The sequence below is a fragment of the Opitutus sp. GAS368 genome (assembly GCF_900104925.1).
GTDB lineage: Bacteria > Verrucomicrobiota > Verrucomicrobiia > Opitutales > Opitutaceae > Lacunisphaera.
Genome location: NZ_LT629735.1, coordinates 1,251,852 through 1,268,598 on the forward strand (window position 1 = coordinate 1,251,852; position 16,747 = coordinate 1,268,598).

Genomic DNA, 16,747 nt, shown 5'->3' on the forward strand with positions numbered 1-16,747 from the left:
CGGCCCGGGCTCAATGCCCGCGGACCCGGCGGCGGTAATCCGACGGCGTGATCCCGATCTCCAGCTTGAACGCCTTGGAGAAATGGAACACGTCGCAGAACCCGAGCGTGTCCGCGATCTGCTTCAGCGAGGAGTCGCCGTGGTAGATCGCCGCGCAGGCCCACTCGAGCCGGCGCCGCTTCTGGTAGCGCCCGGGCGACTCATGCGTGAGCTCCACGAAGCGCTTGCGGAAATTCTCGTAGTTCAGCCCGACCTGCAGCGCGACTTCCTGTGGCGTCAGCCAGCCGGCCGCGCTCCGGTCGCCCAGCAGCCGCAGGCTGTTTTCCAGCCAGGCGTCCCGGCCCGCCTGCCGGGTGCTCTCCGCATCCGCGGCCACCATGTCGGTCAGTACGTGGAGCAGGCGGCCCAGCGCGCGCAACGGCGCCCCCGCCGTGTGCAGCGGCTCGCTCTTCGTCACCTCATGCAGGCGCCGCCGCCAGTAGTCCATCGAACCGAGCCGCAGCACCGGGTGCTCCGGCGAAAGCAGGCCCTGCGCCCGCCACAGCTGGAACTGCGGCCCGTCGAACACGAAGTAGATCTGCGTCCATTCGCCGCCCGGCAGCGGCCCGTAGGCATGCGCGATCTCCGGGAACACCAGCACCACGTCGCCCGGGCCCAGCTCGAGCTTGGTGCCGCGCGCATCCCGGTAGTAGCCCTGGCCCTCCACCATCAGCACCAGGGTGAAGCGTCTCAAAATCCGCATGCCCGTGGGGTCGATGCCCTGCGCGTTCCGCAGCAGGCCGGCCAGCTCGATCTCCCCCACCGGAGTGCGCAGGGGGCTTTGCAGCCACGGTTCGGAGCGGTATTTGGGGTGCGGGGGCATCCGCCCAAAATTTACATGACTTCTCCCACTTCAACCATTTTTTCCCGCCCCGTTCGGCTGTATGGTGACACCATGCTTACCACCACGCCGCTGCCCCAGCTCTATTCCTACGGCCACGCCTTGGAGATGGCCGACGACAAGGTCGGCCTCTTGCGCGATTCAACCGACGCGGCCCACGACCGGGAGGAATTGCACCGCCGGTTTGCCGCGGACGGCTACCTCTACCTGCCCGGTTATCTCGACCGCGACGAAGTGCTGGCCGCGCGGGCTTCGCTGACCGACGGCCTGGCCGCGGCCGGTGTGCTGGACCCCACCCACCCGGCCATTGACGCCGTGTGCCGGCCCGGCGCCGGTTACGTCTTCAAGCCCGAGCTCACGAATAACAACCCGAGGATCCAGCAGCTCCTCTACGCGGGCCGCCTGCCGGAGTTCTATGCGATGTTCTTCAACGAGCCGATCCGCCACTATGACTTCACCTGGCTGCGCGCGATCGGGCCGGGCAAGGGCACCAACCCGCACTGCGACCTCCCCTACATGGGCCGCGGCACGCATTCGCACATGACCTGCTGGGTGCCTTACGGCGACATCTCATTCACGCTCGGGGGCCTGATGATCCTCGAGGGCTCGCACAAGCGCATGGACCTGCTGGAAAGCTACGTCTACCGCGACGTCGACGCCTACTGTGAGAACAAGCCCAAGGACGCCGACGCCGCGAAGGCCGGCAAGTGGACCTTCACCGGCACGCTGTCGCATAACCCCCCGGTCGTGCGCAACAAGTTCGGCGGTCGCTGGCTCACCACGGAGTTCAAGGCCGGCGACTTCATCACCTTCGGCATGTTTCTCGTGCACGCTTCCCTCGACAACCGCTCCGACAACCGCCTGCGCATCTCCAGCGATTCCCGCTACCAGCGGGCCAGCGAGCCGGTTGATGATCGGTGGGTCGGCCTCAATCCGCCGGGCCACAGCACCGCCGGCAAGCGGGGGCGCATCTGCTGAGCGAAAGTTTTTTAGAGGGCCGACGGGAGTTATAAGCTCCATCGACCCTCTCACCAAACCCCATGGTCGCCCCCACATCCACGCCCCCCGCCCCCGCCACCTCCGCCACCGGCCGCATGGCCGCCGTGCAGGACATGGCCCGGCTCATGCGCCTGCTCTTCGAGATCGAACGCGAGTTCGTCCGCACCGCGACGACCCTCATCTGCCGCGTCGGTGAGCCCGAGCTGAAATACCTGCTCTGCCAGCACGTCTGGGAATCCGCCGGCCACGCGCGCTTCCTGCGCGAGCGCGGCCGCGAGCTGAGCGGCTTCGGCGCCGGCGAAAGCGTGCGCCCGGAACTCAGCCGGATCTTCACCGAGGCCGCGATGCCCGCCGACGGCTACGTTGCGCTCGCCGGCTTTTACCGCGTGCTCAAGCCCGCCCTGCTCGGAGCCTATCGTCACTACCTGTCGGCCACCCACCACCTCGCCGACTGGCCCTCGCGCAAGCTCGTCGAGGAGTTTGTGGCCGACGAGGAACGCCATGCGCGCGAGCTGGAGCCCTATCTCGATACAGTCGACGCGACGGAGGGAATCCGCCACCTGCGCCTGGCCCTCGCCGCCCATGGCGGCCTTCTCGGCGATCACCCGCGCACCCCGTTGTCCTCCGGCTTCGTCTGGGAATCCGCGCTCCGGCCCTATGTCCATCCCGCCACCTGCAACCGCGGCAAGTATCCGACCTGTTCCAGCGCCTTCAGCCTTGATCCCGACGAGACCCCCATCGTCCGCCCCTGGCTCGTCGACCCAAAGACCGACGCGCGCGTCATCCGCCTCATGGTCTATGTGTGGCTGATGATGGAGCTGGACGCCGTCGACTACCTCGCAACCCTCTTCATCGACACACCCGCCGCGCCGTTCGACTTGCACCACGATCTGGCGCGCCACCTGTGGGACGAGTCCCGGCACAGCCAGTTCGGCTACCGGCAGCTGCCCAAACTCGGGGTGGACCTCATGACGCTCGAGCACCCGCTCGACCTCTACCACCTCCTCGTCCGGATGCCGCCGCACGAGCGCTACGCGATGATGACGATGGAATTCGAGGCCGGGAGCTTCCCGACCAAGGCCCTTGTCATGGACCGCGTGCGCGAGCTGAACGACTTCGAGGCCGACACGCTCCTGGCGTTCGACCGCAACGACGAGCAGAATCATGTCCGCTACGGCCATCGCTGGCTGCCGGAGATCATGGCGCTGGGCGGCGAGCGGCGGCCGGTGGCCGAGTTTGTCGCCGCGACCCGGGCGAAATTTGCGGAACTGGCCGGAACGCATGGCGGCCTTACCCCGCACGCCCTCCCGCCGGACCGTCGGCTGACCGGCCGCAAGCTGCTCCGTCTCGCGGGCGTGGGCTGATCCCACTCCCGGTCCGGACGTTCACCGTTCCCCGGAAAACCGGGTGCGGCCAGATGCTCCCCCAACGCCGCACCCTTCGTCGTTTTAATTTTCATTCATTTGCAGAATGATTCCTATCGCGCATTCCCTGCCGATGCGTTTTTTTCTGAACCTCCGCCCCTTCCCATTCCACGCCTGACCTTGCGTCTGATCCCGTTTCGACCGTGCCGACCAAAACACCGCCTGATGCCCACATGAAAACCTACCGCGCCGCGCTCGTCGGCACCGGTTCCATTGGCGAAGCTCATGTCCGGGCCATAGAAGGCACCGCCGGGCGTGTCACCCTGGAAGCCGCGGTCGATATCGATGCGGCCCGCGTAAGCGAGTTCGCCCGGAAGCACGGCATCCCGCACCACTACACGGACTACGCCGCGATGCTGGCCGCGGAGAAGCCCGACCTCGTGCTGGTGGCGACCCCGCCCGCCCAGCACGCCGGCATGTGCATCGCCGCCATGGAGGCCGGCGCCTGGGCCCTTTGCGAGAAACCGCTCTGCGGCTCGCTCGCCGAGCTCGACCAGATCGAGGCCACGGAACAGCGCACCGGCTGCTTCACCGCCTGCATTTTCCAGATGCGCTTCGGCGCCGTGACCGGCCACCTGCGCCGGCTCGCCGACAGCGGCCAGCTCGGCCGGCCCCTGGTCGGCGTCTGCAACACGCTGTGGTATCGCGACGCCGCCTACTACGCGGTGCCGTGGCGCGGCCGCTGGGAAACGGAGCTCGGCGGACCCACCATGGGCCTCGGCATCCACGCCATGGACCACTTCCTGCACCTGATGGGGCCGTGGAGCGAGGTGCGCGCCGTGGTCCGCACGCTCGACCGCGCCGTCGAGGTCGAGGACGTCTCGCTGGCGCTCGTCACCTTCGCCAACGGCGCCGTCGGCTCCATCGTCAACAGCGCCCTCAGTCCCCGCCAGGAAACCTACCTCCGGCTGGACTACCAGAAGGCCACCGTCGAGCTCACCCACCTTTACAGCTACACGCGCGACAACTGGAAGCTCACGCCGGTCCCCCCGGCGCAGGACGACGGCTTGCTGCAGGCCTGGCATAATTTCCCGCCGGACTTCGGCTCCACCCACGGCGCCCAGCTCAACGCCTTTGTCAGCGACATGGACGCCCACCGCCGCCCGCTCACCTCGGGGGACCAGGCCCGCCAGACGCTGGAGCTGCTGACCGCCATCTACAAATCGGGATTCACCGGCGAAATCGTCACCCGCGGCTCCATCCGGCCGGGCGACCCGTTCTATACCGCGCTGCACGGGCAGCGCGCACCCAAGCGGTTGAAGGGCGAACCGACCCGGGCCGGCTGAGTCCACGCCATGACCCGCGAGGCGATCGCATCGCGCTCACTTACCGGCTACCTTTGGGCCAGCCGCGGCCGTCTCTGGCGCGGGCTCGGGCTTGCCCTGCTGCGCTCGCTGGCCGTCGCCCCCTGCCCGTGGCTGTTCCAGCGCATGATCGACGTCGCCGTGCCCGCCCGCGACCCCGCCGCCATCGCGGGGCTGGGCGGCATTTTCCTCCTGCTGCTCGGCGTGCACTACATCTTCTCGGTCTGGGGCGCCAACGAGATCGCGCAGGCCATGGCCCAAATGATGGTCGAGCTGCGCAGCCGGCTCTTCTTCAAGCTGCAGTTCCTGAGCTTCGGCTACCTCGACCAGCAGAAGACCGGCCGCCTGCTCTCGAAATACGCGTTCGACACCCAGAAGGTCGAGGCGCTGCTCTACAACATCCTCAACCAGTTTTTGCCGAACGTCCTCTATGGCGCCAGCATCTTTGCGATCCTCGCCATCCTGAACTGGCGCCTGGCCGGCGTGCTCGCGCTGGTCCTGCCCGTCTACAGCTTCGCAAAATACCATTTCTTCGACCGCCTCCAGCACAGCAACCACTCGGCGCGCCTCGCCCAGGAAAAACTCACCGGCACGGCCAGCGAATACATCTCCGCCCTCCGGCTCGTGCGCAGTTTCGGCGAGGAACGCCAGGCCGAGGCCGACCTGGACCGGACCAGCCTGGATTTCGCCCGCCAGCGCGTGCACCAAAGCTACCTGAATGCCATCTACGGCACCTTCTGGTATGTCAGCAGCCAGGTCATCGCCCTCATCATCATGGCGGGCGGCGCCCTGCTCGCCATCCGCGGCACCATCTCCTACGGCACGCTCTTCGCCTTCGTGGCGGGCCTGCCGATCGTGCTCGGGCCGATCCAGGCGTTCGTGGCGCTGAGCGAACAGTATTTCATCGGCCGCGAAAGCTACCTGAGCATCAAGGAACTGGTCGACTCGACCTACGTCGAGGAGTGGCACGGCACCCGCCGGGTTCAGCGCCTCCGCGGCGAGATCGTCTTCGAGCACGTCGCCTTCTCCTACCCCACGGCGCCCGACCGCCGCGTGCTGCACGACATCAACCTCCGCCTCCAACCCAACGAACACATCGCCTTTGTCGGCGCCTCCGGTTCCGGCAAGAGCACGCTCGCCAACCTGCTGCTCGGCCTCTACGCCCCGGGTGCCGGCCGCATCCTCATTGACGGCGTGCCGCAGGCCGAATGGGACATGCGCTGGGTTCGCCGCCAACTCGCCGTGGTGCTCCAGGACAGCCTTCTCCTCTCCGGCACCATCGCGGAGAACCTCCGCTTCGCCCGCGCCGACGCCACCGCGGCCGAGATCCGCGCCGCGGCGCAGCAGGCCAACGCCGAGGAGTTCATCAACCGCCTGCCCGAGGGCTACGCGACGCTCGTCGGCGAACGGGGCGCAACGCTCTCTGGCGGCCAGCGCCAGCGCCTCGCCATCGCCCGCGCCATCCTGCGCAATCCGCCGGTCCTGATCCTTGACGAAGCCACCTCCGCCCTCGACTACGAGAGCGAGCGCCTGATCCAGGAGGCGCTCGACCGCCTTGCCGCCGGCCGCACCGTCATCACCATCGCCCACCGCCTCTCCACCATCCGCAACGCCACCCGGGTCGTGGTGCTCGACGGCGGCCGCATCCTCGAGGAAGGCGATTTCAACACGCTCATCGCCCGCGGCGGTGCCTTCGCCCGGCTGGTCGCCGCGCAAGACACCGGCCAGGGCATCCTTCGCCCCTGAATGCTTCCCATGAAAACCCCGCTCCTCGCCGTCGTCTTCCTGTTCTGCACCAGCCTGGGCTCCGCCCAGCCTGTTTTCCCCGGACTCAAGGCCGTACTCTCCACCGCCGAATGGCAGCGCGCCGGGCTGGACCGTCTTACGCCCGATGAGATCGGCGTCATCGACGCCGCGCTCATCCGCCACGAGGCCGGCGCAACCGCCCGGTTGCAGGCCGATCTCACCGCCACCCGCGCGGCCGCTGCGACGGTGCCGGCCGCCACTCCGGCGGTGTCCGCCGAGCAAAAACGCGGGCTGCTCCAGCGCTTCGGCCTGCCCGTTTTTTCCGACACCGACTGGCGCACCCTCCCGCCGCTGAAGGCCAGGGTGCTCGCCTGGGAATCCGCCAACCGCTTCAAGCTCGACAACGGCCAGATCTGGGAAGGCTACGAGGCGATCCCCTACGAACTCGTCGGCAAGGACATTGAGATCCAGGCCCGGCCGCACGGCCAGTTCGCCCTGATCGTGGAGGGTGCCAACACCACGATCCGCGTCATGCGCCTGCGCTGATCCACCGTGCTCACGCTCGCGAACTCCGACCTTCGCCTGGAACTGCTCGATCCGACGACGGACCGCGCCCGGCTCGGCCCGCGCTTTTGCTGGGGCGGCAGCCTCTGGCAGGTGCACGACCGCCACGCCGGCCCGGTCCTCACCGGCCCCGAGTGGCCCAAGCCCGATCCTTCGGCGTGGAACAGCCAGGGCCTGCCGGAGTCCTTCCGCCACCGCACCCGCGACGGCCGGCCGCTCACGTGGCAAGGCGCCGAGGGCGTCGCCCTGGGCGCAGGCGCGCTCGCGCTCGACGCCGCCGGCGGGGTCACCGTCACCCGCGCGTGCCAGTGGCGCGTGGCCGCGCACGCCGACCGCCTGGTCTTTGAGACGGACCAGGAAGCCGCCGGCCGCAACTATGCCCTGCGCCGCGAAATCGGGCTCACCGGCCGCACCGTGCGCTCGGCCACGCGGCTCACCAACCGGGGCCTCGCCCCGCTCCACCTCGAGTGGTTTTGCCATCCCTTCTTCGCGCTGACCGACGGCGTCATCGACGCCACGCTGCCGGAAGGCTCCGGGCTCCCGGAAAATCCCGGCTTCGCCCTGGCCGGCCGCGCGTTCACGCAAAAACGCCGGTTCGCCCACGAGCAGGACGGGCATTTGGATTTCCTGCGCCTGCCCGCGGGCGGGAACCTCGCCGTCCGGCTCACGCATCCCGTGCTCACCCACGTCGATTTCGAGACGAGTTTTGCCCCGAGCGAGTGCCTGGTATGGGGCAACAGCAACACGTTCTCGATCGAGCCCTATCAGGTCCTCGACCTCGCCCCCGGCCAGACCCAGGAGTGGAGCCTGCGCTACACGTTCGGCCCGGTCTTCTAGGGGGTGTTGGCAAAATCCTCTGATTGTCATCCTGAGCCGCGCGAAGGATCCAGAGGCGCGCGCGAATTCTGCTGGATCCTTCGCGCGGCTCAGGATGACCGATAGCGAAAGTGATGGATTGAGCGCCAGATTGGACGGTTAAGGTATTTTGCCAACACCCCCTCGTAGCCAGATCCCGGCCGGCGGGAAATTTTCATCGACATTCAGTTCGCTTATCGCGGTCCGGTCCGCTTCGTATTTTCCTCCACGGGCCCGGCGGGCGCTACCCTCTGTCCCTGATCATCACCTCATGCGAAACCCCGTTCACGCCACGGTCGAATCCCGCGCCGGTCGCGCCACGCTGCTGCTCGACGGCCGTCCGGTCACCCCGCAGATCTACGCCCTGACGGATTGTCCGGGCGCCCGCTGGACCTGGGAGGAGGTGCCGGCGCGCAACATCGCGCTCTTTGCCGCCCAGGGCGGCGAACTCTTCCAGGCCGACATCTGGCTGGAACAACTGCTCGGGCCGGACGATACGATGGACTTCACCCTCGTCCGCCGGCAGGTGGCCGGCGTGCTGGCGGCGGCGCCCAACGCCTACGTGATGCTCCGCGTCCACCTCAACGCGCCGCCCGCATGGTGCACGGCCCACCCCGACGAATGCTGCGCCTATGCCGACGGCCCCGCGCAGCCCGAGGTGCGCTGGGGCCTCGAGCGCTGGGTCGGCCGGGACAACGACATGCCGGTGCGCGCCAGTTTCTACTCGGACAAGTGGCGCGCGTGGGCCCGCCGCCAGCTGGCGCGTTTCTGTGCCGGACTCGCCGCGACCCCGGAAGGCGCCGCCGTGTTCTCCCTCCAGGTGGCCAATGGCGTCTACGGCGAATGGCACCAATGGGGTTTCTTCTGCCACGATCCCGACACGAGCCCCGCCGCCACCGGCGTCTTCCGGCGCTGGGTGCAGGCGCGCTACGGCGACGAGGCCGCGCTGGCCCGCGCTTGGGCGCAGCCGGGCCTGACCTGGGCCGGGGTGACCCCGCCCGCGTCGCCCGCCCGCGAAGCCGCCGACCTCGCCCTGCTGCGCGATCCGGCCCGGCAGCGCGCCGTGATCGACTACTACACCTTCCTGCACGAGGAGACCGCCGACACGGTGATCGCGATGGCGAAGACCGTGCGCGACTCCTGGCCGCGGCCGATCGCGACGGCCTCGTTCTTCGGCTACTTCTACTGCCTTTTCGGCCGCGAGGCCGCCGGCGGCCACCTCGGGATCGCGCGCGTGCTGGCCTCGCCCCACCTTGATCTCGTCTGCGCCACGCCGGCCTACACGCCGACCGCCATGCCGCTCGGCGGTTCGGGCAATTCGCGCGGCGTCGTCGACGCCGTGCGCCGGGCCGGCAAGGTCTGGGTCGACGAGATGGACCGCGCGACCACCGTCAGCCCCTGCCCGTGGGACAAGACTTTCACGAGCACCCTGGAGGAGGACGTGGCGGTGCTGCGGCGCAACCTCCTCGTGCCTGTCACCCGCGGCGGCGGCGCCTGGTGCTTCGACTTTGGCCCGATTGCCGGCACGCCGGCGTTTGCCCGCATGGGCAACATCGGCTGGTGGGACGAGCCCACCATCCAGCGGGAATGGGGCCGGATCCGCGCCCTCGCGCAGTCGCGCGCCGGCCGACCCTTCGTCCGCGAGGCCGACGTGCTCGTGATCCATGACCCCTGGTCGTTCGCTCATATCGCCAGCGCCCGGCACATCCCCGAAAAAACGGTCTTTGGCGTCATGCCGATCTCGTCGGTCGATCCCGTCTCCCGGCTGCTCACGGACGGCGTGGTCGAGTCGTTCCATCAATCCGGCGTCATCCATGGTGACGCCCTGTTGTCCGAGCTGCCCGCGCTCGATTTTTCGCCCTATCGGATGGTGGTGTTCGCCACGACCGTGGTGCTGGACGACGTCCAATGGAAACTGATCATGGAAAAGATCGCCGTCGCGGGGCGCCACGTCGTGCTGCTCGGCTACGCCGGCTGGAGCAACGGCACGGCCGTCGGCCCGGAACTTGCCAACCGGTGGACCCGTTTCTCCACCCGGCTGCACCCGGCTTCTCCCGCCGTGCAGACCCTCCAGTTCGACGGACGCACGGAGGTGCTTTCGCTCGACCGCGCGTTCCCGGTGCCGGCCTTCGCCGCCCCGGACGCGCAGGTCATCGGCCGCTGGGCGGACGGCGAACCGAGTGCGGTGCGCCGTGCGGATGCGACCTCCACCTGGTGGTCCTTCGCCCTGCCGCCCAACAAGCCGTCCACCTGGCGCGCGCTCGCCCGTCAGGCGGGATGCCGTGTGCTCAACGAACACGATGAGACCACGCTCCTCGGCGACGGCCTGCTGCTCGTCCACACCGCCGCCGGCGGCCCGCGCACGCTGCGGCTGCCAAACGGCCGGGTCGTCCAGGTCACGCTGCCGTCGAAGAGCACAACGGTGTTCGACTCGGATACAGGTGCCGTGCTGCTGGGCTGAACGATCGGGAGCCCGGCATCGGCACGCCGCGCTCCGCTTCGTGCCGCCCTACTTCACGGCGGCTGTGAAGCGGATCTGCGTTCCCGGGTGCGACCACTCGATCGTCTCACCGTCTTGGAGCACGCGGGCCGCCGGGTCACTCACGGAGGCTAGCTTCTTCCCCCCAGTCAGGCGCACGTGGACTTGCAGCACGGCGGGCGGGCGGCCGGCAGCCAGGTCCACCTGGCCGCGCACCTGCCGCGAGGCGGCGGCATAAGTCAGTTCATAGGCCACCGGGCCGAAGTGCGTCTGGAACGCCGTGCCGCCCACTGCGCCGCGATCCAGCCACGACCGGTCCGTGCCGCGCGCAAGATGGAGCGTGTCGCCGTCCTCGAACACCAGGCTGTCGCGCAGCAGGCGCAGGACCGCAACGGGCGTCCAAAGGTGTTGCCGGTCCCCGGTGGTCTTGGCGGCGCCAGGCTCGGGTCCCCGCTCCTCGCACCAGGAGTAGAGCGGCGTGCCATGGTTCAGGGTGGCATAGAGGTATCGGGCCACGGCGTCGCCGTCGCCCCGCAGGAGCAGTGTTTCGCCGAGATTGTCGGGGGCGATGGCCACCCACATGCCGTCCTCCATCCAGCCCGTGTGGATCGGCAGGCCGCCCGGGCTCATCTTCGATTCCATTTTCCGGATGGTGCCGGTGATCAGTTCGTCCGCCGCCGGCAGCAGGCGGGCGGGAAAGGCCGCGTTGAGCACGCCCCAGCGGCTGCCGCTGGTCTTGCCGGCGACCCCCGGAATCCACCGGTAGCCGTCTTCCTGGATTGCCCCGCGGCGGATCGCGTCAAGCAGGTCGGTGCGCGCCGTCTCGTAGATGCCGCGCAGTTCCGCGGCTTCCAGGGTGAGTCCCAATTCCTCGGCGGCCCGCAGCGCCTGCTGGTCCGCGTAGACCGCCCAGATGTTGTGCGGCAGGAAGACGCCGTAGAGGCTGGCGTCGTCCTTGAGTCCGCCGTCACCCATGCCCCGGGGCAGGAGCCCGTAGGTGAGCGGGCGCGGTCCGTCCGCCAGCACCCGCGTGCGCCGGCGCTGCTGTTCCTGCCAGCGGCTGCTGGCGAGCATCCGCGGGAAGACATTGGCCAGGAACTCCCGGTCGCGCGTGAGGCGGTAATGCTCCATCACGAACCAGCTCTTGAAGCCCGCCGCCACCCACATGGTGCGCGCCCAGCCCTGCGACTCCGACCAGCAGCCGTCGAAATTCTGCGAGTCCAGGGCGACGCGGTAACCGTCGGCGGCCTCGACCGGCAGGCCGGCTTCGTCGAGCGCAATGGACGCGATCGCCGCCTCGACGGGATTGGTGGCGCGGTAAAGTTCGGTGCCGGGCAGCGTGCCGATGTAGTCGCCGGGCACGGGCTCGCGCATGATGAAGATGTCCGCCAAGCCGGCGTAATATGCGCGCCGCACCCCTTCGTCGGGCAGTTCGATCCGTGTCGTGTGTCCGATCAGCCGGCGCCAGACATCCTTCGCGTCGGCAAACTCCTGCGCCCAGTCGCGCCGGCGCAGCTCGGGGAGCATGGACTCATAGACGCGATAGGGCCGCACCAGCCAAAGGCTGCGGGTTTCGCCGGGCCTGAGCTCGAGGGTCGGGTGCAGGGTGTTGGCGGCGACTTGGTAGCCGTCGCCGCCGACGGCGGCCAGGATCACGCGGTCGGCCCGGGCCATCCAGCCGGCAACCAACGCGTCGCGGGCATTGGCCGGCAGACCGGGATCGACGCCGGCGGGGTTGACGCCGCGCCAGTTGCCGGGCACCGCACAATCGATCGCGGCCGTGTGGGAATGGGTGGCATCGAGATTCGTAAACTCGGCCCGGACGAGCGCCGCCCGGCTGCCGCCGGCAACCTCCAGGGTCGCGCGGACCGTGGGGCCGGTGAACTCCGCCGTGAGCACCGGCAGCCAGCCTTCGCTGCGGCGCCACGTCGACGCCATGAGCCTGACGCCATCCACCTCGGGACGCAGCGTCACCTTCCACTGGGTCGCCGGCCCGAAGAAATTCCCGACCGGAAAGCTGAGCAGGTTGTCGTAGCTCCACGCGAGAGTCACCTGGCCGGGTTCGCAATCGACGAGCGTCTTGTCCCCGCTGTCCGGCAGGGCCACGGTCAGCCGGTGCGGGTAGCCGAAAGCATAGCCAAAATCGACCTGCGGGGCCGTGGCCGGGAGCGGTCCGGCCGCGGCCAAAACCGGGAGCGCGACGAGGGCGAAGCCGAGAACGAGGGTTTGTCGGTCCATAATAAAATTCTCCCGGAGGAACGGGGCGCCACTCACGACCCGGTGTGCTCCAGCTCGACCATCTCATCGCCCGGCTGCAGGGCCCGCACGCGGTCCGCGCGGTAAAGCCAGCCTTCGCCGACGGCGAGAGTCACACGACCGTCGTGCAGGCGCGCGATCGAGGTGTTGCCCAGTCCCAGCACGGTTTCGGTGGGATTGAATTTAAGATAACCCGCGATCTTGTCCGCCCGGCCCTTGAAATCCGTCGCGAGCGCCGGGCGCGGGTGGTGCGGATTGATCACCGCCGGGAAGAGGCCGAGCGATTCGCGGCTCGGGATGTCCGCCGTCGGGAAATCGTTCGTGGTGCCGATGCGCAGCCCCGCCACATTCGCGCCGGCGCTCGAGCCGCCGTAGGGCACGCCGGCGGCCACGCGCGCCCGGATCAGCGCCAGCTGACCGGTGCGATACAGGGCCGCCAGCAGGACGAAGGTCTCGCCCCCACCGACGAAAATGCCATCGGCCTTTTCCAACAGCGCCCGCTGGCCGGCGACATCCAGGTGGTGCAGCGATTCCGACCGGGCCCCGTTCAGGTGGGCGAACGCCGCCTGCAGCCGCTGCTCCATGTGGTCGCGCTCGGCGGGCGCCGTGGCGTCGAGCACCAGCGCGATCCTTTTGCAGCCGGCATAGTGCTCGCGCATCAGCGCGAGGGTGCTGTCGGCGAAGTGATCGCCGTTCATCATGGCGCCACCGCACACGAGCACGGAGGGCGACGCAGCCCGGAGCAATCCGGGCAGCAGCAGGAGACAGAGCAGCAAAAGTCGGGGCCGGGAACGCATGACGGGGTGCCCAAGGAGAACAAATTTTCCCCGACATTCAATCTGGGCGGAAATTTTCATAAACATTCATTTCGCCCCGGTTCCGCGCAAATCAATCCTCGCCGCATGGTTTCCCGGTTTCTGGCGTCCACTCCCGCCCTGCGGTCATTGTTGCTGGTTGTTCCCCTGACCGTCCTCGCCGCGGATCGCACGGTCGACCTGCGTTTTGGGATACCGACCTGGCACCAGCCGCTCGGCGTGCCGGACGACTGGCACAAGCCGATGGCCGACGAGCGCGGCGCGCTCCTCTACGACTTCGGCCCGGGACCCTACGTGCAGCCCGCCACGACGGTCGCCGCCGCGGCCGCCGGCAAACCCTTCGCCCTGGAACGCCAGGACTGGGTCGACTCCCCCCGCCTGCCGGCCCTGCGCACCGTGCTGCGCCGCGGCCCGGACACCATCGAGATCACCACGCTGGCGCTGCCGCCCGCCGCCCCCGCTCCTTCCGAGGGCCGCACCGCCACCTATGAGCGCCTGGACGGCATCACGGGCGCGCTCGGCTGGGCGAAACCTCCGGGCGAGGCCTCGCCGGAATTTCGCAACGTCGCCTGGGGCATCACGCGCCCGCTGCGCTACCGCTTCCGCGTCGCGCCCGGCGCCGCCAAGCGCGTCATGCTCGGTTTCTGCGAGAGCTACAAGCTCCGCCTGGGCGACCGCCTCGCCGAGATGCACGTGGAGGGCGCACCGGCGCTGACCCTCGATCTCGCCCTCAATGCCCCGCTCAACCAGCCGCAGGTCTTCCTGTTCGATGCCATTGACACCGACCGGAACGGCTGGATCGACGTCACGGTCCTGGCACCGCAGGGCCACGATCCCAACACCACGCTCGCCACCATTGCGGTTTACCCGGCGGATCTCCGGCTCACCCGCGCCGAACTCGTCGCCGGCTCCCGCGGGCCCGCCGACCGCGCCGAGCTGCGCATCGCCTGCGGCACCGAAGCCCGCCGGGCGCCGCCGCGCACCGACCTGATCCACGCCCGGTATTCGAACCGGGCGCAACCGACGCTCACCCTCGCGACCGGCCGGGCGCTCGAGCTTCGCGCCGACGGTGTCGTCACCGATGACGGCGTTCCCTTCGTGCTGACGGCACCGCGCGCGACCGGGCTGGCAAAGACCGCGACGGGCTGGCAGCTCGATTTCGCCCCCGGCACCCCGGAGATCAGCGCCTGGGTTTTTTCCGGCCAGGCCGACGCCGCCACCGTTGCGGCCGCCCGGGCCCTGACGCCCGCCGCGGCCCTCGGGCTGAGCCGCGAACGCTGGGCCAGGATCGCGATTCCCTACGGGCGCATCACCGTCGCCGACCCCCGGATCCAGGCCTTCGTCGACGGTTCGATCCGCACGCTCTACCAGGCGCGGGAGAACATCAACGGCCAGTCACAGTTCGATTCCAGCTTTTCCCTCTATCGCGGGCTTTGGGCCGGCGACGCCGTTTACCTGACCAGCCTCGCGGCAATGCTCGGCGACTCCGCCACGGGCCGCCAGACCCTGGATGCGCTTTTCGCGCAGCAGAACACCGACGGCATCATCGACGAGCTGCATCCGCAACAGATCTACCGCACCACCGCGGAGGTGCTGTGGGCGGTGACGCGCGACGCCGAGATCAGCGGCGACTGGAGTTACGCCAGGGCACGCTGGCCGCAGATCATGCGCGGCGTGGCGGGCATCCGTGCCCTGCGGGACAAGACCCTCGCCCAGCCCGACGCGCCGTATGGCGGCATGTTCCCGCCGGGATTCAGCGACGGCGGCATCCTCGACATCGGCGCGGAGTATTCCTCCGTCTATTGCACGATCACCGGCCTGCGCGCGACCGTCCGCGCGGCCGAAGCGCTCGGCCTCCACCAGGACGCCGGCGAGATCGCCCGGCTCGCGGCGGAATTCCGTGCGGCCTACGACCGGCACCGCCTGCGAGACCAGCGACGCGACCGCCAAGGCAACCTCTATCTGCCCGTGCGGGTCGGGCTCAAGGGCGACGACCCCATCCCCCAGCTCACCCAATGGGCCGTGTTCGACGCCCACCTCAATGGCGAGGGTTGGATCCCGTCCGATCACGAGCTTGTGACCGGCACTCTCGCCGTGCTCGATTCCGTCGAACGGCAGGGTCTACCGGTGAGCATGGGCTGGATGCCCGGCGGCAATTGGGCCGGCATGGGGCTGTTCATCGCCTTCCAGCACCTGGTGCTCGGACACGACGCCAAGACCGCCGACATGCTTTATGCCGCAGCCAACCACGCCTCGCCGCGCGGCACTTGGGTGGAGGAGCAGTCGCTCATCGGCGATCCGCTAAAGCTGGCCGGCGACCAGCCGCATTGCTTCGCCGCCGCGATGTTCGTCCAGCTCGCCGGCTCCATGCTCGCCTATGATCGCGAAAATACCGTGCACCTGCTCGGCAGCGTGCCCGTCGAGTGGCTGCACCCGGGCGCCGTCAACCGCCTCGACGCCTGGCAGACTGGCGCCGGCACGGTGACGCTCGCGCTCACCGTTTCCCTCGACGGCCGCACCGCGACCCTGAAAGTCGAGCCCATCAACCGAGCCGACAAGAAAATCCGCATCGTCCTCCACACTGCGAGCCTGGAGCACGCCGGCTTCGCCCCCCCGGCCTCCGCCCAGGACGGCCTCATCGAGATCCAGCCCGGCCAGCCGGTCAGCCTGGTATTTCCCGAACCAACTGACCGGATAATTTGTAACGTAATGCGTTACAAATTATCGCTGGGCGTGACCAGTTTCCGGATCGCCGCCACGATCGCGGCTGGGGCGGTGGCCACGAGGTTGTGGCCGGCGCCCGGCACGATCCGCAACTCGCCGCGGGGCGACAGCGCCGCGTGCCGACGCTGCAGGGCATGCCAGCCTTGGGTCAACGCCCTCCGCGTTGCTTCGCTCAATTCCGCCGGCATGTCCGGGCGGCCTGCGGCCAGCACGATCAGGGGCAGATCGCCGAGATCGCGAATCCCGGCCACCACCGCACGGCCCTCGATCCAGATCGGACCGAAACCCTGCAGGTGTTGCTGGAAAGCCGCCACCGCGGGTATGCCAAGTTCGCCGGGCAGAATCGCCGCAGCCGCGGCAGCGCCCTGCTCCGGGTGCGACGAATCGACCAGCACCAGACCGGCGAGTGTGGCCGGATACCGGGCGGCGTAGGCCAGCGCCGTAAACCCGCCAAAGGACGCGGCTACGAAGACATAGGGCGGTGCCACATGGCCCGCCGTCAGCGCCTCATGCAGTTCGTCTGCCGCGGCAGCCGGAGACGTGGGGAGAAAGCCGTTCCGGCGCCGGAAGACAAAGACGGGCGCCATCGTGGCCACGGCGTCGTGCAACTCCGCGCACGATTCATCGAGAATGATCGTGGTCCTGGGCAACGGGAACATGTCATCCGATTCCCCTGGTAACATATTACTGTTACCAGCGGC

11 protein-coding genes are annotated in these 16,747 nt (G+C 68.9%); 8 read left to right on the forward strand and 3 right to left on the reverse strand.

Annotated features, from left to right (window positions below; genetic code table 11):
- Positions 1-10 precede the first annotated feature (10 nt).
- Complete coding sequence (locus BLU29_RS05340) at positions 11-862, reverse strand: AraC family transcriptional regulator (RefSeq protein ID WP_091055725.1); 852 nt, start codon at positions 860-862, stop codon at positions 11-13.
- Positions 863-934: 72 nt separating this feature from the next.
- Here BLU29_RS05340 and BLU29_RS05345 point away from each other — a divergent pair, with 72 nt between their 5' ends.
- The 7 genes from BLU29_RS05345 to BLU29_RS05375 all read left to right on the forward strand — a co-directional run bounded on the left by BLU29_RS05345 (position 935) and on the right by BLU29_RS05375 (position 10,233).
- Complete coding sequence (locus tag BLU29_RS05345; protein ID WP_091055727.1) at positions 935-1,858, forward strand: phytanoyl-CoA dioxygenase family protein; 924 nt, start codon at positions 935-937, stop codon at positions 1,856-1,858.
- 62 nt (positions 1,859-1,920) lie between these two features.
- Complete coding sequence (locus BLU29_RS05350) at positions 1,921-3,243, forward strand: DUF455 family protein (protein ID WP_091055728.1); 1,323 nt, start codon at positions 1,921-1,923, stop codon at positions 3,241-3,243.
- 233 nt (positions 3,244-3,476) lie between these two features.
- Entirely contained in the window at positions 3,477-4,589 is a 1,113-nt protein-coding gene (locus tag BLU29_RS05355; RefSeq protein ID WP_091055730.1) for a Gfo/Idh/MocA family oxidoreductase, read from the forward strand.
- Between the two features lie 9 nt (positions 4,590-4,598).
- Positions 4,599-6,353: an ABC transporter ATP-binding protein gene (locus tag BLU29_RS05360; protein WP_091055731.1), complete on the forward strand. Its 1,755-nt coding sequence runs from the start codon at positions 4,599-4,601 to the stop codon at positions 6,351-6,353.
- A 9-nt stretch (positions 6,354-6,362) separates the two neighbouring features.
- Positions 6,363-6,899 (forward strand): hypothetical protein, encoded by a 537-nt coding sequence (locus BLU29_RS05365; protein ID WP_157693645.1) that lies wholly within the window; start codon positions 6,363-6,365, stop codon positions 6,897-6,899.
- A gap of 6 nt (positions 6,900-6,905) precedes the next feature.
- On the forward strand, positions 6,906-7,754 hold the full coding sequence (locus tag BLU29_RS05370) for a hypothetical protein (RefSeq protein WP_091055735.1): 849 nt from the start codon (positions 6,906-6,908) through the stop codon (positions 7,752-7,754).
- A 289-nt stretch (positions 7,755-8,043) separates the two neighbouring features.
- Positions 8,044-10,233: a beta-galactosidase gene (locus BLU29_RS05375; RefSeq protein WP_091055736.1), complete on the forward strand. Its 2,190-nt coding sequence runs from the start codon at positions 8,044-8,046 to the stop codon at positions 10,231-10,233.
- A 48-nt stretch (positions 10,234-10,281) separates the two neighbouring features.
- On the opposite strand, the gene BLU29_RS05380 is transcribed toward BLU29_RS05375, so the two are convergent.
- Both BLU29_RS05380 and BLU29_RS05385 read right to left on the reverse strand, forming a co-directional pair.
- A complete protein-coding gene (locus tag BLU29_RS05380; RefSeq protein ID WP_091055738.1) occupies positions 10,282-12,489 on the reverse strand; it encodes a hypothetical protein in 2,208 nt (735 codons plus the stop codon).
- Positions 12,490-12,521: 32 nt separating this feature from the next.
- A complete protein-coding gene (locus BLU29_RS05385) occupies positions 12,522-13,304 on the reverse strand; it encodes a Type 1 glutamine amidotransferase-like domain-containing protein (RefSeq protein ID WP_157693646.1) in 783 nt (260 codons plus the stop codon).
- Positions 13,305-13,409: 105 nt separating this feature from the next.
- Between BLU29_RS05385 and BLU29_RS05390 the strand changes: the two genes are divergently transcribed.
- Positions 13,410-16,478 carry a hypothetical protein gene (locus BLU29_RS05390; RefSeq protein WP_091055741.1) on the forward strand — a complete coding sequence of 1,023 codons (3,069 nt, stop codon included), beginning with the start codon at positions 13,410-13,412 and terminating at the stop codon, positions 16,476-16,478.
- The last annotated feature ends 269 nt before the right edge of the window (positions 16,479-16,747 follow it).